This is a genomic window from Streptomyces sp. NPDC048361, assembly GCF_040651795.1.
Classification (GTDB): domain Bacteria; phylum Actinomycetota; class Actinomycetes; order Streptomycetales; family Streptomycetaceae; genus Streptomyces.
In genome coordinates, this window is sequence record NZ_JBEZKW010000010.1 from 79,972 (window position 1) to 101,631 (window position 21,660).

16 protein-coding genes and 1 pseudogene are annotated in these 21,660 nt (G+C 72.4%); 11 read left to right on the plus strand and 6 right to left on the minus strand.

The genetic code is table 11. From position 1 onward, the window contains the following. The first annotated feature begins 64 nt into the window (after window positions 1–64). Window positions 65–778, plus strand: coding sequence for a GntR family transcriptional regulator (locus AB0D31_RS08230; RefSeq protein ID WP_362718859.1), 714 nt, complete (start codon window positions 65–67; stop codon window positions 776–778). A 100-nt stretch (window positions 779–878) separates the two neighbouring features. On the opposite strand, the gene AB0D31_RS08235 is transcribed toward AB0D31_RS08230, so the two are convergent. Both AB0D31_RS08235 and AB0D31_RS08240 read right to left on the minus strand, forming a co-directional pair. Continuing rightward, window positions 879–1,652 (minus strand): hypothetical protein, encoded by a 774-nt coding sequence (locus tag AB0D31_RS08235; protein WP_362718723.1) that lies wholly within the window; start codon window positions 1,650–1,652, stop codon window positions 879–881. A 142-nt stretch (window positions 1,653–1,794) separates the two neighbouring features. Further along, a complete protein-coding gene (locus AB0D31_RS08240; protein ID WP_362718726.1) occupies window positions 1,795–3,465 on the minus strand; it encodes a PucR family transcriptional regulator ligand-binding domain-containing protein in 1,671 nt (556 codons plus the stop codon). Window positions 3,466–3,724: 259 nt separating this feature from the next. Here AB0D31_RS08240 and AB0D31_RS08245 point away from each other — a divergent pair, with 259 nt between their 5' ends. The 7 genes from AB0D31_RS08245 (at window position 3,725) to AB0D31_RS08275 (ending at window position 13,456) form a co-directional block, all read left to right on the plus strand. Then, a complete protein-coding gene (locus AB0D31_RS08245; protein ID WP_362718729.1) occupies window positions 3,725–4,618 on the plus strand; it encodes an FAD binding domain-containing protein in 894 nt (297 codons plus the stop codon). A gap of 2 nt (window positions 4,619–4,620) precedes the next feature. Continuing rightward, window positions 4,621–5,229: a (2Fe-2S)-binding protein gene (locus AB0D31_RS08250; RefSeq protein ID WP_362718862.1), complete on the plus strand. Its 609-nt coding sequence runs from the start codon at window positions 4,621–4,623 to the stop codon at window positions 5,227–5,229. A gap of 2 nt (window positions 5,230–5,231) precedes the next feature. Beyond that, on the plus strand, window positions 5,232–7,637 hold the full coding sequence (locus tag AB0D31_RS08255; RefSeq protein WP_362718732.1) for a molybdopterin cofactor-binding domain-containing protein: 2,406 nt from the start codon (window positions 5,232–5,234) through the stop codon (window positions 7,635–7,637). Window positions 7,638–8,054: 417 nt separating this feature from the next. Then, window positions 8,055–9,518, plus strand: a complete 1,464-nt coding sequence (locus AB0D31_RS08260) for an NCS2 family permease (protein ID WP_362718734.1) — start codon at window positions 8,055–8,057, stop codon at window positions 9,516–9,518. Window positions 9,519–9,565: 47 nt separating this feature from the next. Beyond that, window positions 9,566–10,717: an XdhC/CoxI family protein gene (locus AB0D31_RS08265; protein WP_362718737.1), complete on the plus strand. Its 1,152-nt coding sequence runs from the start codon at window positions 9,566–9,568 to the stop codon at window positions 10,715–10,717. 205 nt (window positions 10,718–10,922) lie between these two features. Further along, a complete protein-coding gene (locus AB0D31_RS08270; protein ID WP_362718739.1) occupies window positions 10,923–12,155 on the plus strand; it encodes a GNAT family N-acetyltransferase in 1,233 nt (410 codons plus the stop codon). A 416-nt stretch (window positions 12,156–12,571) separates the two neighbouring features. Further along, a complete protein-coding gene (locus tag AB0D31_RS08275) occupies window positions 12,572–13,456 on the plus strand; it encodes a polysaccharide deacetylase family protein (protein WP_362718742.1) in 885 nt (294 codons plus the stop codon). Between the two features lie 121 nt (window positions 13,457–13,577). Here AB0D31_RS08275 and AB0D31_RS08280 read toward each other — a convergent pair. The 4 genes and pseudogenes from AB0D31_RS08280 to AB0D31_RS08295 form a co-directional block, all read right to left on the minus strand. Continuing rightward, window positions 13,578–15,221, minus strand: a pseudogene (locus AB0D31_RS08280) (carboxylesterase family protein). Further along, window positions 15,214–15,858, minus strand: a complete 645-nt coding sequence (locus AB0D31_RS08285) for a GPP34 family phosphoprotein (protein ID WP_362718745.1) — start codon at window positions 15,856–15,858, stop codon at window positions 15,214–15,216. Before AB0D31_RS08285 ends, AB0D31_RS08280 begins: the two are co-directional and overlap by 8 nt. 239 nt (window positions 15,859–16,097) lie before the next feature. Next, window positions 16,098–16,754 carry a response regulator transcription factor gene (locus AB0D31_RS08290; protein WP_362718748.1) on the minus strand — a complete coding sequence of 219 codons (657 nt, stop codon included), beginning with the start codon at window positions 16,752–16,754 and terminating at the stop codon, window positions 16,098–16,100. Then, window positions 16,751–18,004: a histidine kinase gene (locus tag AB0D31_RS08295; RefSeq protein WP_362718863.1), complete on the minus strand. Its 1,254-nt coding sequence runs from the start codon at window positions 18,002–18,004 to the stop codon at window positions 16,751–16,753. Before AB0D31_RS08295 ends, AB0D31_RS08290 begins: the two co-directional genes overlap by 4 nt. A gap of 345 nt (window positions 18,005–18,349) precedes the next feature. Between AB0D31_RS08295 and AB0D31_RS08300 the strand changes: the two genes are divergently transcribed. From AB0D31_RS08300 to lgt, 3 genes are all read left to right on the plus strand, one after another. Beyond that, window positions 18,350–18,553, plus strand: coding sequence for a cold-shock protein (locus AB0D31_RS08300; RefSeq protein ID WP_035796868.1), 204 nt, complete (start codon window positions 18,350–18,352; stop codon window positions 18,551–18,553). 385 nt (window positions 18,554–18,938) lie between these two features. Further along, entirely contained in the window at window positions 18,939–20,456 is a 1,518-nt protein-coding gene (locus tag AB0D31_RS08305) for a DEAD/DEAH box helicase (protein ID WP_362718751.1), read from the plus strand. Window positions 20,457–20,793: 337 nt separating this feature from the next. Further along, window positions 20,794–21,636, plus strand: a complete 843-nt coding sequence (gene lgt, locus AB0D31_RS08310; RefSeq protein ID WP_362718754.1) for a prolipoprotein diacylglyceryl transferase — start codon at window positions 20,794–20,796, stop codon at window positions 21,634–21,636. Window positions 21,637–21,660 lie beyond the last annotated feature (24 nt).

Genomic DNA, 21,660 nt, shown 5'->3' on the forward strand with positions numbered 1-21,660 from the left:
CTGTGTGGGGCAGGCGGAGCCGTAGGAGGCCGGGGTGGAGCAGGGCAGCGCGCGGGAGGCGGCGATGCCTCCGTCCGGGTCACCCCGCGTCCCCGGCCAGACCCGGAGCGACGCGCGCGGCGAACACACCCACAGCGAGCCGCCCGCGCCCCGAGCCGTCCATCGCCACTCCGTACGCGGCCAGATCCTGGCCGCCCTGCGCACCGCGCTGGTCGACGGCGAGCTCGTGCCCGGCGAGGTGTACTCGGCGCCGGCGCTGGGGGAGCGGTTCGGGGTCTCCGCGACTCCCGTGCGCGAGGCCATGCAGCAGCTCAGCATCGAGGGCGCGGTCGAGGTCGTGCCCAACCGGGGTTTCCGGGTCACCGAGCGCAGCGCCCATGAGCTCGCCGAACTCGCCGAGGTGCGGGCCATGATCGAGGTTCCGGTGATGCTGCGGCTCGCCCGCAGCGTGCCGGCGGCCCGCTGGGCCGAGCTGCGCCCGCTCGCCGAGGCCACCACCGAGGCGGCCGCGACCGGTGACCGGGCGGGATACGCCGAGTGCGACCGGGCCTTCCACCGCGCGGTCCTCGCCCTCGCGGGCAACCGGCAGCTGGTGCAGGTCGCCGACGATCTGCACCGGCGCTCGCAGTGGCCGCTGACCGAGGCGCCGGTCGCCCGCCGGGCCGACCTGGTGGCCGACGCGGCCGAGCACCTGGCCCTCCTGGACGCCCTGTGCGCCCAGAACCTGCCGGTCGTCCAGGCCCTTGTACGGGAACACTTCACCGGTTCCGCGCTCTGATCCGGCCCGCTGCGGCTCGGCTCAACTCCCGTACGCGTCAAGCCGGTTCGTCGAGCTGACGGGCTGGTCGAGCTGACGGGTTCGTTGAGGTGACGTGCCGTCAGGTCGCCGGTGACGGGGGTGGCACCGCCCCCAGATGGGCCACCAGCCACGTGGGCACGCCGAGGAGGCGTACGAGACGGGCGGCCTCCGTGCGCAGCCGGGTCGAGGCCGGTTCCTCCTCGGTGTCGGCAAGCGCGGCGAGCGCCGGGGCCGTGCCGATGAGGTAGCCGAGCTCCTCGCGGATCCGCAGGGACTCGGTGAAGCCGTGCCGCGCCTCCGCCAACTCCCCGTCGCGCAGGGCGAGTCCGGCCAGATGGCGCCAGGTGAAGGAGAGCAGCAGGATGTCGCCGTGCGCCTCGGCGCCCTCGTGGGCGCGGCGGTAGGCGGCGCGGGCGGCCTGGGGCGCGTCGGCCACGTTCTCGGCGAGCAGGCCGCGGCGGAAGTCGAGCAGCGCACGGCCGCGTCCGGCCGGCGCGGTCAGCGCGGCGGCCCGGCCGAACGCCGAACGCGCCTCGTCCGCCCGGTCGCGCACCCCGAACAGCGTGGAGGCGTACGCGAGATAGCCGCGCTCGCAGGCGGCGGCGCCGCGGTCCTCGTCGCTGCGGGCGATGGCCTCGGCGGCGCGCAGCGCCTCGTCGGCCTCCGCCCAGCCGGACTCGGTGTAGACACAGCGCTCGGTGAGGAGCGCGGTGCGCTGGAGGGCGCCGGCCGGCGTTCCCGCATGTGGTTCGAGCAGCGCCGCGGCATCCGTCCAGCAGCCGCGCGAGCGCAGCCGCCATACCGCGGTCTGGAGCGGATCCCCGTCATCTGCAGTCGTTCCGGAACCAGACATGGCGGTAAGCGCCACGTTGCCCTCCCCGAGCGCGCCATCGAGCTGCTGAGTAGATCCGCATCTGAACACGGAATGGCACGCCGGGCCAAGGGGGGTGCGTGAATGAGTTCACAATCGTCCGACACTGGCCGGGGATCGACTGTCAGCTCATACGAAGCGCCAGGAAGAAGTCCAGCTTGTCCTCCAGACGTGACAGGTCACGGGCCGTCAACTGCTCGATCCTGCCCACCCGGTAGCGCAGGGTGTTGACGTGGAGGTGCAGCCGCGTCGCGCACCGGGTCCACGATCCGTCGCAGTCCAGGAAGGCCTCCAGGGTCGGGATGAGTTCGGCCCGGTGGCGCCGGTCGTAGTCGCGCAGCGGGTCCAGGAGGCGGGCCGTGAAGGCGCGCCGCACGTCGTCCGGCACGAACGGCAGCAGCAGCACATGCGAGGCCAGCTCGTGGTGGCCGGCCGCGCACACCCGGCCGGGGCGGGCCGCGGCGACCCGGCGGGCGTGCCGGGCCTCTTCCAGAGCGCCGCGCAGACCCTCAGCGGAGTGCACCGCGGCGCTGACACCCAGTGTCAGGCGGCCGTCGTCGGCGAGACCCGCCGAGAGCGGCGCGCGGACGACGTTGAGGAGCGCGTCGGCGTGCAGACCGCCCTCGGCGTCCTCGGCCGTGACCGGGGGCAGCGGTACGAGCGCGATCGCCTCGTCGCCCGCGTGGGCCACGGCGATCCGGTCGGAGGACTCGGCGCCGACGACCGCGGGGTCGACGAGGATCTCCTCCAGGAGGGACTGGGCGACCGGGCCGCTCTCGATCTCCGCGCCCGAGTCCCGCTCCCAGTCCACCCGGGCCACTACGACCTGCCAGTGCGGCGCAGAGCCGAGCCCGGGCAGCAGCACCGGGGCCGCGACCCTGAGGCGGGCCGCGATCTCGGCGGGCGCGGCGCCGGCCTGCACCAGTTCGAGCACCTCCTGGGCGAGCCTGCGGCGCACCGTACGGGCCGCGTCGCGCCGGTCGCGCTCGACCGCGATGAGCTGGGTGACGCCCTGGAGCAGGTCGAGCCGGGCGGCCGGCCAGTCGCTCGCGTCCGCCTCGACGGCGAGCAGCCAGTCCGAAAGCACGCTCTCGCGCACGTCACGGGCGGCGGGCGCGGCGCCCCGCCCGTTGTTGCGGATCGGGAAGAGCGAGTAGGTCACTCCGTCGACGGCCGCCCGGTGCGGGCCCCGGCGCCCGGTGCGCGTGGCACCCAGGTGCTCGGCAGCGAGCGCGGCGCCGAGCGCGGGCGGCAGCGGGTCACCGACCCCCGCGATCTGGCGGCCGGTCGGAGAAAGCACCCAGGCCCGCAGATCGAGGTCGGAACCGAGCAGGTCGAGGACCACCTCGGGGCCGCCCCCCGCCGGGCCCGACGTCATCAGCCTGCGGTGACGGTCCACGACCGCCGCGAGGTCGCCCGCGCGCTCGCCCGAGACCTGCCGTACGACATGTTCCGTGATCGTTGCGAACGCGACCGACTCATTCACCGCGAAGAGCGGCAGACGGTGGCGAGAACAAGCCAAAACAAGATCATCGGGAATGGCGCTGAGCTCCGCCTCACCGGCCGCGAGGCCGGCCACGCCCGCACCCGCGAGGATGCGTACGAATGGCTCAGAATCTTCGGCGTCCCGGCGCCAGGCGAGACCCGTCAGAACCAGCTCTCCGCCGGTGAGGTAGCGGCTCGGATCCCGCAGGTCGGTGGTCATTACTCCCCGCACCGTACGGTCCAGCTCGTCCTCGCCGCCGAGCAGCCGCAGCCCCAGCGCGTCGGTTTCCAGAAGTGCGCGCAGCCGCATCGCGTGTCGCCGCCGATCTGTCTTGATGTTGCCGTTGGAAGACGGTGGGTCAACAGAGCACCGCCTTTCATACGAATCTACAGAACGTGAGCGGAGACCAGCCAACTGCTTCATGGTTTCGGTGACTGCACCCGAGGGATCGTGGCTTGTGTACTGATCTCACACCGCGTTAACAACAGATGAACGACCTGGATGCCGAAGACCCGCTGCCACGCGGGTCGCCCACGGAACACCGCGATCTTGAGAAGAGGAGCCAGTCATGGACTTCCTTCGCCCCGCCAGCTGGGAGGAGGCGCTCGCCGTCAAGGCCGAGCACCCCACCGCTGTGCCCATCGCGGGTGGCACCGACATCATGGTCGAGATCAACTTCGATCACCGCAGGCCCGAGTACCTGCTGGACCTGAACCGCATCGGCGAGCTGGCCCAGTGGGAGGTCGGAGCGGACAGCGTCCGGCTCGGCCCCTCCGTTCCGTACACCGAGATCATGGAGAACCTGCGCGCCGAACTGCCGGGCCTGGCACTCGCCTCGCACACCGTCGCCTCCCCGCAGATCCGCAATCGCGGCGGCGTCGGCGGCAACCTCGGCACCGCCTCGCCGGCCGGTGACGCCCACCCGGCGCTGCTGGCCTCCGGAGCCGACGTCGAGGTCGAGTCGCAGGCACGCGGTGTCCGGCTGATCCCGATCGACGCTTTCTACAAGGGCGTCAAGCGCAGCGCCCTGGCGGCGGACGAGCTGATCAAGGCGGTCCACATCCCCACGGCGGACGGGCCCCAGCAGTTCTCCAAGGTGGGCACCCGCAACGCCATGGTCATCGCGGTCTGCGCGTTCGGCCTGGCCCTGCACCCCGCCACGCGCACGGTCCGCACCGGCATCGGTTCGGCCGCCCCTACCCCCATTCGGGCGAAGACCGCCGAAGAATTTCTCAACGCGGCGCTCGACGAAGGCGGCTTCTGGGACAACGGCAAGATCATCACCCCGTCGATCGCCAAGCAGTTCGCCCAGCTCGCCTCGGCCGCCTGCAACCCGATCGACGACGTCCGCGGCACCGCGAGCTACCGCCGGCACGCCGTCGGCGTCATGGCCCGCCGCACGCTGATGTGGACCTGGGAGTCCTACCGCGGCGACGGCCGCACCCTGGAAGGAGCTGCATGACCATGCGCGTGAACTTCACGGTCAATGGGCGCGAGCAGCAGGCCGACGACGTCTGGGAGGGCGAGAGCCTCCTGTACGTCCTGCGCGAGCGCATGGGGCTTCCGGGGTCGAAGAACGCCTGCGAGCAGGGCGAGTGCGGCTCCTGCACGGTCCGTCTCGACGGCGTGCCCGTCTGTGCCTGTCTGGTCGCGGCCGGTCAGGCCGAGGGCCGCGAGGTCGTCACCGTGGAGGGCCTGGCCGACTACGCCGCCCACCGCGCCGCCGCCGGCCGCGACCCGGGCGCCCGCGGTACCTCCATCGACGCCGCCCGGCGCTGGTCGGCCCACGGACCCGATGACGAGTTCGGCTCGCGGGCCGAGGACGGGCAGACTGGAGAGGCGGACGCGCTCGCCCCGATCCAGCAGGCCTTCATCGATGCCGGCGCCGTGCAGTGCGGTTTTTGCACCCCGGGTCTCCTGGTCGCCGCCGACGAGCTCCTGGAGCGCAACGCCGAGCCGTCCGACGCCGACATCCGCGAGGCGCTCTCGGGCAACCTGTGCCGCTGCACCGGTTACGAGAAGATCCTGGACGCGGTCCGCCTCGCGGCCGCCCGTCAGGAAGAGGCGGTGTGACCATGGCGCGCGAAACCCGCACCACACCGGCCGGCACACCCACCAACGTGTCCCAGAACCACGTCGAGGGCGGCATCGGCGCATCGACCCTGCGTCCGGACGGCACCCTCAAGGTCACCGGCGCGTTCGCCTACTCCTCGGACATGTGGCACGAGGACATGCTCTGGGGCCACACCCTGCGCTCCACCGTGGCCCACGCCCGGATCGAGAACATCGACATCACCGAGGCCGTCGCGATGCCCGGCGTGTACGCCGTGCTCACCTACGACGACCTGCCGGCCAAGGTGAAGCACTACGGCCTGGAGATCAAGGACACCCCGGTCCTGGCCCACGGCCGCATCCGTCACCACGGCGAGCCGGTCGCCCTCGTGGCCGCCGATCACCCGGAGACCGCACGCCGCGCCGCCGCCAAGATCAGGGTCGAGTGCACGGAGCTGCCGCTCGTCACGGACGAGGCCTCGGCCACCGCCCCGCACGCGCCGCTGATCCACGAGAACCGCGACGACCACCACGCCGCGCACGTCCCGCACCCCAACATCGTGCACCGCCAGCCGATCGTCCGCGGCGACGTGGAACAGGCGCGCGCACGCGCCGACGTGATCGTCCAGGGCGAGTACACCTTCGGCATGCAGGACCAGGCCTTCCTCGGCCCGGAGTCCGGCCTCGCGGTGCCCGCCGACGACGGCGGCGTCGACCTGTACGTCGCCACCCAGTGGCTGCACTCCGACCTCCAGCAGATCGCCCCGGTCCTCGGACTGCCGCCGGAGAAGATCCGTATGACGCTCTCCGGCGTCGGCGGCGCCTTCGGCGGCCGCGAGGACATCTCGATGCAGATCCACGCCTGCCTCCTGGCACTGCGCACCGGCAAGCCCGTCAAGATGGTCTACAACCGGTTCGAGTCCTTCTTCGGCCATGTGCACCGCCACCCGGCGAAGCTCTCCTACGAGCACGGCGCCACCAAGGACGGCAGGATCACGCACATGACGTGCCGGATCGTCCTGGACGGCGGCGCCTACGCCTCGGCCTCCCCGGCCGTCGTCGGCAACGCCTCCTCGCTCTCCGTCGGTCCCTACGTCGTGGACAACGTCGACATCGAGGCGATCGCGCTCTACACCAACAACCCGCCCTGCGGCGCGATGCGCGGCTTCGGCGCCGTCCAGGCCTGCTTCGCCTACGAGGCCCAGATGGACCGGCTCGCGGCGAAGCTGAACATGGACCCGGTCGAGTTCCGACAGCTCAACGCCATGGAGCAGGGCACGATCATGCCGACGGGCCAGGTCGTGGACTCCCCGGCCCCGGTCGCCGAACTCCTGCGCCGCGTCAAGGCCCGCCCGCTGCCGCCCGAGCAGCAGTGGCTGTCGGCCGGCGAGGCCGCCGACGTGCGCGCCCTGCCCGGCGGCCTGTCCAACACCACGCACGGCGAAGGCGTCGTCCGGGGTGTCGGCTACGCGGTCGGCATCAAGAACGTCGGCTTCTCCGAGGGTTTCGACGACTACTCCACCGCCCGGGTGCGCCTCGAAGTGATCAACGGGCGGCCCGTCGCGATGGTCCACACGGCCATGGCGGAGGTCGGTCAGGGCGGTGTCACCGTGCACGCCCAGATCGCCCGCACGGAGCTGGGTGTCGCGCAGGTGACCATTCACCCGGCCGACACCCAGGTCGGCTCCGCCGGCTCCACCTCCGCCTCCCGGCAGACGTACATGACCGGCGGCGCCGTGAAGAACACCTGCGAGGCCGTCCGGGCCCGGGTGCTGGAGATCGGCCGCCGCAAGTTCGGCTCCTACCACCCCGCCTGGGCCACGGCCGAGCTCCTGCTCGAAGCCGGCAAGGTCGTCACCGACGGCGGCGAGGTCCTCGCCGACCTCGCGGACGTCCTGGAGGGCGAGGAGATCGATGTGGAGCTGGAGTTCCGGCACCGCCCGACCCAGGCGTTCGACCTGGTCACCGGCGAGGGCAACGGTCACGTCCAGTACAGCTTCGCCGCGCACCGCGCGGTGGTCGAGGTGGACACCGAGCTCGGCCTCGTCAAGGTCGTCGAGCTCGCCACCGCGCAGGACGTGGGCAAGGCCCTCAATATGCTCTCCGTCGTCGGTCAGATCCAGGGTGGCACCACCCAGGGGCTGGGCGTCGCGGTGATGGAGGAGATCATCGTGGATCCGAAGACCGCGAAGGTACGCAACCCGTCCTTCACGGACTATCTGATCCCGACCATCCTCGACACTCCGGCGATGCCGGTCGATGTCCTGGAGCTCGCCGACCCGAACGCGCCGTACGGCCTGCGCGGTGTCGGCGAGGCTCCGACCCTCTCGTCCACCCCGGCCGTCCTCGCGGCGATCCGGGACGCGACGGGTCTGGCGCTGAACAAGACCCCGGTCCGCCCCGAGCACCTCACGGGAAACGGAGTCTGAGCCCCCGGGATCCCCCAAGCCCTCCGGGCGGTGCGTGCCTCCCAGGAACGTCACACTTCCGACGCCCGCACCGCCCGGAGCACACCAGTACCGCACCGCTCGCGGTCCTCGTAACCAGCAAGACCAGCAAGACCAGCAAGACCAGCAAGACCGGCAACACAAGAAATACAGGCACCACCCGCAACACCGGCAGTAACAGCACCATCAGCACCACCAGCGTTACCGAGTCACACCAGCAACACCCGTAGCCATCTGCACTGCGGTACCCGTAGGTACCCCCGCAGGAGCAGACACCGTTCGTCTCGGGCCGTCCCCCGGGTCGTGCAGCCCACGCAGCAATCCCAAATCCCGCAGCTTGTCTGACCTGAGGACTCAAGTCTTATGCGGGTGCCCCTGTGAACCTTGGGAGTAGGCACCATGACCCAGCAGTCTGTGGAGCCCAAGACCACCGTTGAGGACGCGGGCTCCGGCTCCCGTCCCTCCGCCGGCAGGTCTTGGCTCGACCGGTACTTTCACATATCCGAGCGAGGATCCACGCTCGCGCAGGAAGTGCGCGGCGGCATCACCACCTTCATGGCGATGTGTTACATCCTCCTGCTCAACCCCCTGATTCTCTCGACGCCCGACGTCGACAAGCACACGCTGAGTCACGCCGGCCTGGTGACCGCCACCGCGATCGCGGCCGCGGCCAGCACCCTGCTGATGGGCTTCATCGGAAAGGTTCCGCTCGCACTCGCCGCCGGACTGAACGTCTCCGCGGCCCTGACCACGCAGGTGGTCCCCAACATGACCTGGCCGCAGGCCATGGGCATGTGTGTCATGTACGGCGTCGTGATCATGCTCCTGGTCGTCACCGGCCTCCGCGAGATGATCATGAACGCCATCCCGCTGGCGCTCAAGCACGCCATCACCATGGGCATCGGCATGTTCGTCGCCCTGCTCGGCCTGGTGAAGGCGGGGTTCGTCGGCAAGGGCCCCGAACACGGGCCGCCGGTCACCCTCGGCCTGACCGGTCAGCTCGTCGGCTGGCCCGTCTTCTTCTTCGCCATCACCCTGCTGCTGATCTTCGCGCTCCAGGCCCGCAAGGTCCCCGGCGCGATCCTGATCGGCATCGTCTCGGGCAGCGTCCTGGCCTTCGTGGTCACCAAGGTCGCCGGTCTGACCGACGCGGATTGGGGCGGCACCGCTCCCGGCCTCAACGGCAGCGCGGTCTCCACGCCCGACTTCGGCCTCTTCGGTCACGTCGAGTTCGGCGGCTGGAGCTCCATCGGTGCGATCGGCGTCACCATGATCGTCTTCACTCTGGTGCTCGCCGGCTTCTTCGACGCGATGGCCACCATCATCGGCGTCGGCCAGGAAGCCAAGCTCGCCGATGAGCAGGGCCGCATGCCGGGCCTGTCCAAGGCACTGTTCATCGACGGTGCGGGCGGTGCGATCGGTGGCGTCGCCGGCGCCTCCGGCCAGACCGTCTTCATCGAATCGGCATCCGGCGCCGGTGAGGGAGCCCGTACGGGTCTCTCCTCGGTCGTCACCGGCCTCTTCTTCGCGGCCTGCCTCTTCTTCACCCCGGTCACCCAGCTCGTTCCCGCCCAGGTCGCCTCCGCGGCCCTCGTGGTCATCGGTTCGATGATGATGAGCGCCGCCAAGCACGTGGACTGGACCGACCGGTCGGTCTCCATCCCGGTGTTCCTCACCGTCGCCCTGATGCCGTTCACGTACAACATCACCGCCGGTGTCGGCGCCGGTGTCATCGCCTACACCGTGATCAAGGCGTCCCAGGGCAAGTGGCGCGAGATCGGCGGGTTCATGTGGGCCCTGACGGCCGTCTTCACCATCTACTTCGCGCTCCATCCGATCGAGAACTGGCTGGGCGTCAAGTAGCGGCCGTGCCGCTGGTGCCCTCCGCACATCCGTAAGGAGAACCGAACATGCTGGACATCGCCGAAGAGCTCAACCGGTGGGTCGAGCAGGGACGCGAGTTCGCCGTGGCCACCGTGGTGGCCGTCGGCGGCAGCGCGCCCCGACTGCCAGGAGCCGCCCTCGCGGTCGACAGCGAGGGTACGGCGATCGGCTCGGTCTCCGGCGGGTGTGTGGAGGGCGCGGTCTATGAACTGTGCCAACAAGCGCTCGACGACGGCGAAACCGTCCTCGAACGCTTCGGATACAGCGACGAGGACGCCTTCGCGGTCGGACTGACCTGCGGCGGCGTCATCGACATCCTCATCACCCCGGTCCGGGCGGACTCCGCCGCCCGGCCGGTCTTCGCCGCCGCGCTCGCCGTCGCGGCCCGCGGCGAGGCCGCCGCCGTCGCCCGCGTCACCGAGGGCCCGGCCGACCTCATGGGCCACGCCCTGCTCGTCCACCCGGACGGCGACTACGAGGGTGTGCTCGGCGGACACCCCGAACTCGACCGCGCCGTCGCCGACGAAGCGGTCGCCCTGCTCGACGCGGGCCGCACCGCCACGCTCTCCCTCGGCGCCGACGGCCGCCTGTGCGGGCAGCCGCTCACCGTCCTGGTCGAATCGAGCGTCCCGGCCCCGCGCATGATCGTCTTCGGTGCCATCGACTTCGCCGCCGCCCTGGTAGGCGTCGGCAAATTCCTCAACTACCACGTCACCGTGTGCGACGCCCGGCCCGTCTTCGCGACCAGGACCCGCTTCCCCGACGCCGACGAGATCGCCGTCGAGTGGCCGCACAAGTACCTGGAGCGCACCACCGTGGACTCCCGCACGGTCCTGTGCGTCCTCACCCACGACGCCAAGTTCGACATCCCGCTGCTTGAACGCGCTCTCAGGATGCCGCTCGCCTACGTCGGCGCGATGGGGTCGCGCCGCACCCACCTGGACCGCAACAGGCGGCTCCGCGAGGCAGGCGTCTCCGAGCTCGAACTGAACCGGCTGCGCTCCCCGATCGGCCTCGACCTCGGGGCCCGTACGCCCGAGGAGACCGCGCTCTCCATCGCCGCGGAGATCGTCGCGAACCGGCGCGGCGGCAGCGGCGTCCCGCTGGCCGGAGCACACACCCCGATCCACCACGACGGCGCGGGGCCGACGGGGCGGCGCATAGGGTCGGTCGCGTAGTCGCGTAGTCGCGTAGTCGCGTAGTGGAGTAGGTCGCGTGTCGTCCAGGTCGCACCTGGGGCGCCGTGGCCGGCTGCGTCGGTGGCCGCCGCGCAGGTTGTCCGGCGCCACGCCACACACGCCGACGCACACCCCGGTGCCCGCCCCCGACCGACCCGCCCGTTCTGTGAGTGACTGCCCGTTTCGTACGGGTTAGGGTCCCGCCATGAGCGAGCTGCACTTCCGCGACGTACCCGAGTCCGATGTCGACCGCGCGCTGGAACTCTGGTGGCTCGTCTATCACGACCGGCCCGACGAGCCGGAAAAGCGTGCCTACCACCGCGCGATGGTGCTGCGCTGCGACCGGGTCGGCGCCTACGACGGCGACGCGCTCGTCGGTTTCCTCGTCGCCCACCGCTTCACCCTGTCCGTGCCCGGTGGCGAACTCCCTTGCCCCGGGCTCACGTTCGTCTCCGTCGCCCCCACCCATCGCCGCCGCGGCGTGCTCTCCGGCATGATCGCCGAGGTGTTCCGGCGCTGCGCCGAGCACGGCCGCCCCATCGCCGCGCTGTGGGCGACCGAAGCCGCCATCTACGGCCGGTTCGGCTTCGGCGCAGGCACCTACGGCACCTCCGTCGAGATCGACTCCACCCGCCCGCTCGCCCTGCGCGTCGACCCCGACCCGCGCGCCCTGCGCCTCATCGACCCCGCGGACGTCCCCGCCGAACTCGGCCCCTACTACGAGGCGACCCGGGCCCGCCGCGCCGGCCGCGTCGCGCGCGACGCCGACCGCTGGCGCGGCGAGTGGCTGCCCGAGAACGACGAGGACGACGAAGAGCTCGGCCCGCCCCGCATCGTCGGGCTAGGCGCCCTGGGCGAACCGCTCGCCGGATACGCCCTCTACCGCACCCGGCGCGAGGACGACCCCGCCAAGCCCGGCACCGTCCAGGTCGCCGAGCTGGCCGCGGACACCCCGGCCGCCGAGGCCGCGCTGTGGAACTACCTCGCCGGCATCGACCTCACCGGCACCGTCCGCGCCTGGGGCCTCGCGCCGGACGACCCGCTGCTCCTGTTCGCCACCGACCGGGACCAGGTCAAGGCCGTCGCCCAGTTCCCCGCGCTGTGGATCCGTCTGGTGGACGTACGGGCCGCGCTCACCGCCCGCTCCTGGGCGGACGAGATCTTCCTCGCCCTCGACGTCCGCGACGACCGCATCCCGGCCAACTCCGGCCGCTTCCGTCTGACCGCGTCCGCGCACGGCTGCACCTACGAGCCGACCCCGGCCGCGCCCGACCTCACCTTCGACGTGCGCGACCTGGCCGCCTGCTACCTCGGCGGCACCGAAGTGCGCCGTCTGGTCGCGGCGGGCCTGGTGACCGAGCACACCCCGGGCGCGGCGGCGGCCCTGGACGCGGCGCTGCGCACCGCGGAACTGCCGCACACGGTCGACGAGTTCTGACCGGCCGCGTCCGGCGAGGGGCGCCGGCGAGGGGCGCCCCGAGCGGCGGCACGACGCCACTCCCGTACGGCGTGACGCGGCTCTCGTACGGGAAGCGCCGGGCCGGGGACGAAGGTCCCGGGTGAACCGCCGGTGAACTGCCTGCTGGGAGAGGGAACCGGAAAGACCCTTGGTGCGGTCTTTGCTTGCGCGTTAGGGACCAAGGTCCCGGCGCGCGGCGCCCGCACCGGACACCTCGGATCGCTGAGCTCTCGTCAACCCCCTTGCCGGCGAGGGAAGTTGCCGGGACAGGGGTGTTTTCCGTCCGTAACCGGCCGGAGAATTCACATTTCGGGATTCGAGCGCGACCGTGCGATCGTGGCCGACTGGTGAAGCTCCGCTGCCGAACCGGCACGTACCGAGGGGATGGGGAAACCATGGCGCGATCGACTGCCCACACACGCCGCATCGTGATGGCCGCCGCCGCGGCCGTCGTCATGACGGGCGGCGTCGCCGCCGCGGTGTTCCTCGGCAGTGACACATCCGCCGACGGTCCCGGCCCCATCCTCGCCCACTCCACGGCGACCTCGAACTCCGACGACAAGCCCGGCGGCCGGCCGGCCACGCCGTCGCGGCCGGCCGGCGACGACAGCGCCCCGGACGGCTCGGACGGCTCGCGCGGCGCCACCGGTCCCGCGGCGCCGCCCGGCACCGCCGGGATATCGGAGACGATCGACCACGCCACCGAGAGCGGCGGCAAGTCCGTCTCGATCACCATCGACGACGGCCCCAGCCCGGTCTGGACGCCGAAGATCCTCGCGGTCCTCAAGCAGTACGGCGTCAAGGCCACCTTCTGCATGATCGGCCCGCAGGCCAAGGCGAACCCCGCCCTGGTCAAGCAGATCGTCGCCGCCGGCCACCGGCTGTGCGACCACACGGTCAGCCACGACGAGGCCATGAACAAGAAGCCCGTCGCCTACCAGAGCACCGAGGTTCTGGACGCCCAGAAGATGATCGAGGGGGCGTCGGGCGGCGCCAAGGTGCAGTACTTCCGCGCGCCCGGCGGCGCCTTCACGCCCGACAACCGGCACATCTCGGCCATCCACGGGATGCGCCCGCTCGGCTGGAACGTCGACACCAAGGACTGGAAGCAGCCCGGCACCGCGACCATCGTGAACACGGTGAAGCACGAGCTCAAGAACGGCCCGATCGTGCTCTTCCACGACGGAGGAGGCGACCGCGCCCAGACGGTGAGCGCTCTCAAGGAGGTGCTGCCCTGGCTGGCGCAGCAGGGGTACACCTTCAGCTTCCCCGCCGTCTGACAGCTTCCCGCTGTCTGAGCGCTGCCACCGCCGAGGCCCTGACGGGCCCTCCGACGCGCCGCCGCACAGGGCCCGTGCCCGCGCCGACGGCCCCTCGGATGTCAGCGCGGCCCCTGACGACTTACGGCATCGTCGCCCACAGCGCGCAATGATGACCCGGACCCGGCCGCACCGGACCCGTGCGGCCCGGAGCGAGGCTCTGCACCTGAGAGCGCGACCAGCGCGGCGCGTCCCCGCCGTTGGGGTCGCCGGTGCGGGCGAACCGCGTCCAGTACCCGATCATGGTGGCGGCCAGGCGATGTTGGCCGGCCGTCATCTCCCGTGGCCGGCCGCCCAGATCGAAGAGGTAGGGCAGCTCGGTGGTGTGGGTGGCGCCCAGCGGGAACGGCGGGGGAGTGGGAAGGGGCCGTGGCGGATCGGGGTCGGCGAACTCGTAGCGCCACACCCGTCCCCGCGCCGCCAACAGCGACCCCGTACGCAGCGCGGGGCAGGCGTAGTTCGCATCGCCGATGACCGCGCCGAACACCGGACCGCCGTCCGCGGCGCTCACGGGGTAGGCGTTCACCACTTCCGCGGCGCGAGCCGGGTCGGGCACGAACTCCCGTACCACGTCAGGCCAGTTCGCCGGGGTGACCGTGATGCCGGCCGCCATGATGCCCGCCGCCCAGATGGTGCCCTCGTCGTGGTTGGCGCCGACGAGCACCGGAACCCGGGCCGTCCGCCCCGAGGCGAGCGCCTCGGCCGGGTCGCGCGGCAGCAGCGGTGTGCCGTACTCGGGCTGCGCGTCCGCGCCCTGCGCCGTGAGCAGCCGGGAGACGGGGACCGTGCGCAGACACCGCGGCACGTCCACCGCCTTGGCGCACCCCACGGCGGCCACGAGTTTCGCCCCGGCGGCATCAGTCGCCCCAGGTGCCACCGCGTACGGGGCGAACGGGCGCGCCGGGCCGCCCGTGCAGGGCCCGCTCTCCATGATCGCCCGTTGGAAGAGCCCCGCGGCCGACGGGGAGGCGAGCTAAGCGCAGACCGCGTAACTCCCGGCCGACTCACCGGCCAGCGTCACGTTCCGGGGATCGCCGCCGAACGCCGCGATGTCGTCCCGTACGTACCGCAGGGCGGCCTGCTGATCGGCGAGGCCGATGGTGCCCGACCCCGGCAGGCCGGGGAGGCCGAGGAAACCGAGCGCTCCCAGGCGGTAGTTGACGGTGACCACGACCACGTCGCCGCCGGTCGCCATGCGGTGCGCGTCGTAGGAGCTGCCGGCGCCGCTGATGAAGCCGCCGCCGTGCAGCCATACGATCACCGGCCGGGGGCGGCTCGCCGACGCGTCGGCGGGTGTGGTCACGTTCAGATACAGACAGTCCTCGCTCGTGCTGCCGCCCGGCACCTCACCCGCCGGCTGCGCACAGGCGTCGCCCGGCTCGGTCGCGTCGCGGATCCCGGACCACACGGCGGCCGGGCGGGGCGCCGCCCAGCGCAACGCACCGACGGGCGGCGCGGCGTACGGGATGCCGTCGAAGACCCGGTAGCCGTCCTGGGCCGAGCCGCGCACGGCTCCGGCCGGGGTGTGCACCACGGGCGCCGTCGGCGAGGGTGCGTGGGCCGCGGGCGGCGAGGGAGTGCGGGGCGGGGGCGATGAGGGCGCCTGGGCCGCGGGCGGTGAAAGCGGGAGAGCCGGGGGAGAGGAGGGCGCGTGGGCCGCGGGCGGCGAAAGCGTCAGGGCCAGTGCGCCGGCGAGTGCCGCCACGATCGCGCGCACCTCAGCCACCGCCCATCCCGCCCTGAGCCGCGACCAGGGTGGTCCCGAGCCCCCGGACAGCTCGGCCGAGCGAGGGCGCGATCGCGTCCAGATGCCCGGTCAGCGCGCCCACGCGGTCCTTGCGGGCCCTGGCATCGGCACGCGACACGACGTGGTGCGCCCCGCCCGCCGCGGCGAGGGCCACCAGGACGGCGTCGTCCGGCTCGGCGGACCCCTCGCCCCGCAGCACCCCGGCGAGAGCGCCCTGGAGCGCCCGTACCTCCGCCGCGTCGCACACCGTCACCTCGCGCCGCGCCGGGCGCGCGAACGCAGCCGACCGCCGCTCCCGCACGGTGATCACCCCGAGCGCCGCGAGCCGGTCCTCGACGGCGGCGAGGGTCTCCTTGCGGTCGGCGCGCGTCCACGCCTTCCACGTGCGCCGGTGCGCCCCGAGGCGGGGCAGGACGAGATCGAGGACGGGATCGCCGGTGGCGGCTGCGTCCACGACCGCCACCTCGCCCGCACGGTCGGCGACCCGGCCCGCACGGGCCAGCTCGGCCAGCACCGCGACGCGCAGCAGGAACCCGGCCCGGGTGCGGTCGTACAGCGCGCCGGCGTCGGTGTTGTAGGCCGTGAGATACAGCCGGCCGTACAGAGAGAGCGTCATGGCACCGACGCTAGGCAATCCGCGCCGCGCCGGGATCCACCCGGCGTACGGATCCGCGCTCGGCCCACGGGATGAGTGCGCGGACGACTCACCCCGGGGGATGAGGAGCGTGACCGCCGGGACCGGCCCACCGGGGTGGCTCGGGCATGGCGGCGCTCGGCCGCCTGGGGTGGCTCGGGTCCGGCGGTCTCGACCGCCACGGTGGCTCGGGCTGAGCGTGGCTCGACCGCCACGGTGGCTCAGCCCCGGCGGGGCTCGACCAGGCCGTGGTCGTACGCGGCGACCACCGCCTGGACCCGGTCGCGCAGGCGCAGCTTGCGCAGGACCGCCGACACATGGGTCTTGACCGTCGCCTCCGACAGATGCAGCAGCCGGGCGATCTCGGTGTTGGACAGCGCCTGCCCGACAAGGGTGAGCACCTCCCGCTCGCGCGGCGACAGCTCGGCGAGCGCGGCAGGCGCCGAGGGGGCGGTGGTGTGCGCGAAGCGGTCCAGCATGCGCCGCGTCACGGTCGGCGCGAGCAGCGCGTCCCCCCGCGCGACCACCCGGACCGCCTCGGCGAGTTCGGCGGGCCTGATGTCCTTGAGCAGGAACCCGCTGGCTCCGGCGCGCAGCGCGGTCAGGACGTGTTCGTCGAGGTCGAAGGTGGTGACGACGAGGACCCGGGCCGCACTGCCCGAGGCGATGATGGCGCGCGTGGCCTCGATACCGTCCATCACCGGCATCCGCACATCCATGAGGACGACGTCCGGCCGCACCTCCTCGACCAGGCGCACCGCGTGACGCCCGTCGACGGCCTCGCCGACCACTTCGAGGTCGTCCCTGGCGTCGATGATCAGGCGGAACCCGCCGCGCACCAGCGCCTGGTCGTCGGCCACCACCACCCGGATCGTCACGGGGCGTACTGTATCGGCAGCTCGGCGCGCACCTCGAAACCTCCGCCGGGGCCGGGCCCGGCCTCCAGAGTGCCGCCCAGCAGCGCGGCCCGCTCGCGCATCCCCGCGAGCCCGCGCCCCGACCCGCCGGAGCGCCAACTCCGGCCTCCCTGGCGGCCGTTGTCGCTCACCTCGACCCGCACCGAATCCGCGCCCCGGCACACCGAGACCCGTACCCGGCTCGCCCCCGCGTGCCGCATCGTGTTGGTGAGCGCCTCCTGCACGATCCGGTACGCCGCGAGACCCACGGCGGCCGGGACGTCCAGCGCCGTGCCCTCCTCGTGCAACTCGACGGCGAGGCCCGCGGCCCGCGCGTTGGCGGCGAGCCCGTCGAGGTCCCCGAGCCCGCGCGCCGGCCGCCACCCGTCGTCGCCCGGGTCCTGACCCTCGTCCGCGCCCCGGCCGTCGCCCGCGCCCTGCTCACCCTGCGCGCCGTACTCGCCCCGCGCACCCTCCGCGCCGTATTCGCGGCCCTCGCCGTACTGTCCGTACCCGCCGTACTCGCCGTACTCGCCTGTTTCGGCGCGCAGCAGCAGCCGCAGCTCCCCGAGCGCCGAGCGGCCCGCGCTGTCGATGGCGCGCAGCGCCTGTCTGGCCTGCTCGGGTTGGGTGGCGAAGACGTCCTCCGCGGCGCTCGCCTGGATCACCATCACCGAGACCGTGTGGGCCACCACGTCGTGCACCTCGCGGGCGATCCTGGCCCGCTCCTCCGCGACCGCCCGCCGCGTCTCGGCGGCCAGCCGGTCCTGGTGGGCCCGGCGCCACTGCCCGGCCGTCCACGCCAGTGTCACGGCCAGCACGTGGGTGACCAGCACCAGGGTGCCCGCGCCGACGTACGCGAGTGGGGCGAACGCGAGCATCCCGAGCAGCCACCACCGCGACGTCCGCACCGGACGCAGGGCGGAGAGCGCGCACAAGGCGATCTGGGCCCCGAGGAAGGCGCCGGTCAGGCTCAGGGCGGGAAAGAGCAGCCACATCGCGGTGCCGAGCAGCGCGCTCACCGCGAGCACCCCGCCGGGCCGGATCATCACCCACCACAGCAGCGCGGTCTGCGCCACGGCGAGGACAAGGGCGCCGACGGCCCGCATGCCGGTGCCGGCCGCGAGGAAGGTGGGCACCGTCACACCGAGCACCAGCACCGTCGAGCCGGCCCGCGACATCCGCAGCGCCCGGGCCGTCACCACCCGTCCACCGCCGCCGGCACCGCGCATGAGACCCACGCGGCGACGCTATCAAGGCCTACGGGGACCGGCCGTCCGGCTGAATACTCCGGGGCCCCGGTCCACCCTCCAGCGGCAGAAATTTGCGCAATGTACGGCGAGGTCTCCTGGCGGCGCGCCCGAAATGGTGGTATTCGCCGTGCCTGCTTCTCGGAACCGTGCTACTGTTGATCCCAGTTGCAGTTGTGGTTCCCAAAGACTTCAAGTGCCTCGATGGTTTTATGCCGTCGGGCGCTTTTGTATTTCCGGTGTTTTTTCCGGACGGGGCAATCATCGCGGTAACGACGGGGTCAGCACAGTGCGGACCCCCGGGCATTGCCCCGAAGGAGATATGACATGGCTACTGGCACCGTGAAGTGGTTCAACGCGGAAAAGGGCTTCGGCTTCATTGAGCAGGAGGGTGGCGGCCCGGACGTGTTCGCCCACTACTCGAACATCGCCACCCAGGGCTTCCGTGAGCTTCAGGAAGGCCAGAAGGTGAACTTCGACGTCACGCAGGGCCAGAAGGGCCCCCAGGCCGAGAACATCACGCCTGCCTGACGCTGAGGCGTTTTCTGCGCGCGGCTGGGGCCCGCACCTTGAGGTGCGGGCCCCAGCCCGTTGCTGTACCACCGGGCCCGCCGTCACCGTGTGACGGCACTCTCGCGGCCCCGCGGGACACCGGGGACCACCCCGGGCGTCCCGCCACCCAGCGGACCGACCGCCATGGCCACGGCCCGGCGCGGACCGGCCCGCTGTCCTGATCCGGCCCGACCGCCCCACCAGGCGGCGGATGCCCGGCATTCCGACAACGGGCGAAACATTCACGCGCCCCCGTGCGGCCGGATCAGAATTCGACTTCTGTTTCGGCTCGTTCTTGCGATGTACCGGCTGCTCCACTGCGCCGGGGATCCCTCGATACGTGCCATATCGAGGAAGGTTCTCCTTGAACCGTTCAGCTCGCACGAACGACCGCTACTCCGCCGCCCGCAAGGGCGGCAGCACCGACCGGGGCGCCCGCTTCCGCCCCCAGGGCTCGAACCGCTCCGGCGGCGGCCGTAGGCCCGCCGCGCCGCAGGGCGAGTTCGCCCTCCCCGTCACCATGACGCCGGCCCTGCCGCCCGTCGAGAACTTCGGCGACCTCGACATGCCCGCGCCCATCCTCGACCTGCTCACCAGCCTGGGCATGAACGAGCCGTTCCCCATCCAGGCGGCCACGCTGCCGAACTCGCTGGCCGGCCGGGACGTCCTGGGCCGCGGCCGCACCGGCTCGGGCAAGACCCTCGCCTTCGGCCTCGCCCTCCTGGTGCGCACCGCGGGACGCCGAGCCGAGTCGAAGAAGCCGCTCGCCCTGGTCCTGGTCCCCACCCGTGAGCTGGCCCAGCAGGTCACCGACGCCCTCACCCCGTACGCCAAGGCCCTCAAACTGCGCATGGCCACCGTCGTCGGCGGCATGTCGATCGGGCGGCAGGCCGGCGCGCTGCGCTCCGGCGCCGAGGTCGTCGTGGCCACGCCCGGCCGCCTCAAGGACCTCATCGAGCGCCGCGACTGCCGCCTCGACCAGGTCGCCATCACCGTGCTCGACGAGGCCGACCAGATGGCCGACATGGGCTTCATGCCGCAGGTCACCGAGCTCCTCGACCAGGTGCGCCCCGAAGGCCAGCGCATGCTGTTCTCGGCCACCCTGGACCGCAACGTCGACCTCCTGGTCCGGCGCTACCTGCACGACCCCGTGGTCCACTCCGTCGACCCGTCGGCCGGCGCGGTCACCACGATGGAGCACCACGTACTGCATGTGCAGAGCGCCGACAAGTACGCCACGACCACCGAGATCGCGGCCCGCGAGGGCCGGGTGATCATGTTCCTCGACACCAAGCACGCCGTCGACCAGCTCACCAAGCACCTCCTCCAGAGCGGCGTGCGGGCCGCGGCCCTGCACGGCGGCAAGTCCCAGCCGCAGCGCACCCGCACCCTGGCCCAGTTCAAGACCGGCGCGGTGTCGGTCCTGGTCGCCACCAATGTCGCCGCACGCGGCATCCACGTCGACAACCTCGACCTCGTCGTCAACGTGGACCCGCCGACCGACCACAAGGACTACCTGCACCGCGGCGGCCGCACCGCCCGCGCCGGCGAGTCCGGCAGCGTCGTCACCCTCGTCCTGCCCAACCAGCGCCGCGAGATGAGCCGCCTGATGATGGCCGCCGGGATCACCCCGACCATCACCCAGGTCCGCTCCGGCGAGGCCGAGCTGAGCCGCATCACCGGCGCCCAGACCCCCTCCGGCATCCCCGTCGGCCCCGCGGCGTCCACGGAGGACCGCCCCAAGCAGCGCGGCCAGGCCCCGTTCCGGGGGCGGGGCACCGCACGCGGCCAGGCCGGCCGCAGCACCGGTTCGCGCCGCACCGGCGAGACCCGTGAGCTGAGCGAGGCCCGCAAGGCCGCCCGCGTCCGCCGCGCGGCCTGACGCCAACTCGGCTCTCCAGTACGGCAGTTCAGCAGTCATCTCACCACGGGCCCGCCCGCGCACCACCGCATGGTGCGCGGGCGGGCCCGTGGCGGTCGACCGGCGCGACGGCGCGTCAGCCGGCAAACCGGGCGACGGCGCGGGGCGGTCGACCGCCGGGCCCGCCACCATGGCCGTGACCGCCCACCCCCACCCCACCCTGCCCCGACTCCGACTCCGACTCCGACTCCGACCGCGACCGTGACCGTGACCGCCGGACGATCCGGCCTCCTCTGTACTGTCGGGCGGGTCCCCCGGCACCTCGCCGGTCCTTCGTGCGTGGAGAGTGGTCGAGCTCATGGTTCTGGCGTATCTGCCGAGCCCTTCCCAGGGGGTGTGGCACCTGGGCCCGCTCCCCATCAGGGCGTACGCGCTCTGCATCATCGCCGGTGTCTTCGCCGGGGTCTGGCTCACCCGGCGCCGTTGGGCGGCGCGCGGCGGGAATCCCGAAGACATCTCCGACATCGCCGTGTGGGCGGTGCCGTTCGGGCTCCTGGGCGGCCGGCTCTACCACGTGATCACCGACCCCGAGCTGTACTTCACCGCCGGGCACCAGCCGATCAGGGCGCTGTACATCTGGGACGGCGGCCTCGGCATTCCCGGCGCCGTCGCGCTCGGCGCCGTGGGGGCGTGGCTCGGCTGCCGCCGCCGTGGCATCACCCTCGCGGACTTCGCGGACGCCGCCGCGCCCGGCCTCGTACTGGCCCAGGCGATGGGGCGGTGGGGCAACTACTTCAACCAGGAGCTCTACGGACGCGCCACCTCCCTGCCGTGGAAGCTGCTCATCGACCCGGCCCACCGGCCCGACGGGTCCGCGGACATCGCGTTCTACCACCCCACGTTCCTGTACGAATCGCTCTGGGACCTGGGCGCGATGGCCCTGCTCCTGTGGCTCGACCGGCGGTACCGGCTGCGGCGCGGCCGGCTCTTCGCCTGCTACGTCGTGGTCTACACCGCGGGACGGTCCTGGATCGAAGCCCTGCGCATCGACCACGCCAACGAGTTCCTCGGTCTGCGCCTCAACGACTGGGTCTCCGTCGCTCTGTTCCTCGGCGCCGTGACCTACTTGGCCGCAACTCGCCGTCCAACGGCGGCCGTTGACGAACCCGCCAGGGCACGGGAGGAACAGAAGACGCCATGACCGGAGCCCTCGGGCCCGGCAACG